This is a genomic window from Xanthobacter sp. BG11Y11_SDJG (assembly GCF_057364445.1).
The window spans coordinates 1-1,357 of sequence record NZ_JBNFNU010000662.1 but is presented as its reverse complement, the minus strand read 5'-3'; the positions used below and the strand labels follow the sequence as shown (position 1 = coordinate 1,357).

1 pseudogene is annotated in these 1,357 nt (G+C 69.3%); it reads left to right on the top strand.

Features of this window, described 5'->3' with window-relative positions:
* The first annotated feature begins 209 nt into the window (after window positions 1-209).
* A pseudogene (locus AC2W7M_RS25535) lies at window positions 210-964 on the top strand (carbonic anhydrase).
* Window positions 965-1,357 lie beyond the last annotated feature (393 nt).

The window sequence follows — 1,357 nt, the reverse complement described above, 5'->3', positions numbered from 1 at the left end:
CGCTCCCTGTCGCTGCCCGCACCGCGCACCTGATCCCGCACGCGCCGCCCCGTCCCTCCGCTCCTTCCGCGGCCCCCGCCCGCGCGCGGAGCGGGTGTGCCAAGTCATGACGTTACGGGATATAATTGACGCTGCGTCAATGGCTTGGTTCAAGCTGGGTTCATCTGTCCGGGTTATGCTCGCGCGGCCTCTGGACAGAAAGATCCGCCATGTCCGTCACCCGTCGCAGCTTCCTTTCCGGCCTCGCGGCCTGCCCGCTGTGCGCCGGCCTTGCGCCGGCCGAAGCCGCCCATCCCCACTGGACCTATGAGGGCCACGGCGGCCCGAAGGAGTGGGGCGCGCTCTCCGCCGACTTTCAGTCCTGCGCGCTCGGCAGCCAGCAGTCGCCGGTGAACCTCGAAGGTGCCGTCGAGACCGTGCAGAAGCCGCTCGCCTTCTCCTGGTCGGCGCAGCCCTTCAAGGTGGTCAATAACGGCCACACGATCCAGGCCGATGCGCTTTCCGGCGCCAACACCGTCGACCTCGCCGGCAAGCCCTATGAGTTGAAGCAGTTCCATTTCCATGCGCCGAGCGAGCACGCGATCGGCGGCGCGCGCACCGCCATGGAGGTGCATTTCGTCCACGCCCGGCCGAAGGCGGGCTCGCCGTGGTGGGCGTGTTCATGACAGCGGGCAAGGCCAATGCCGCCTTCGCTCAGGTGATGGCGGCGGCGCCGAAGGCCGAGGGCGCGGCGACCGCCCAGCCCGTCATCGACATCGCCGCCTTCCTGCCGGCGTCCCGGCGCCTCTATCGCTACGAAGGCTCGCTCACCACGCCGCCCTGCGCGGAGGTGGTGGACTGGAATGTCTTCGCGGCCCCCATCGAGGTGGCACAGGCGGACATCGACGCGTTCCGCGCCATCTTCCCCATGAACGCCCGCCCGCTCCAGGCCATCAACCGCCGCTTCCTGCTGCTGATGAACTGAGGCCGTTTGGGACGTCGCAGACCGCCGCCCGCGCCGCGGTCGGCGGCTCGCCGCAGGAAAAAGGAATATAGTCCTTGACAGCGTGACGCTGTCCGGCTAGGGTTCAGTCACGTTCGAGATTTGCGCCCGGCGCCAATTTCTCCCGGCGCGTGTCGCTTCCGGCGTATTGTCCGCACATGGTTTCGGCATCAATTTGGGGGACCGGTCCGGCCTGCCATTGCCGGCCTCCCATTGCCCGCCGAACGGTGCGACGCCGCCCTGCGCCGACTCTCGGCTCCGATCCTTGCGTGCCCATCGAGAACCGCCGCCATGCCAGACCGCCGCGATCCCCCGCGCCGCGCGGCGCGGCTGCATCCTCCGATGCGCGCGCCGGCGTCCAGCTGCGCCCGCACC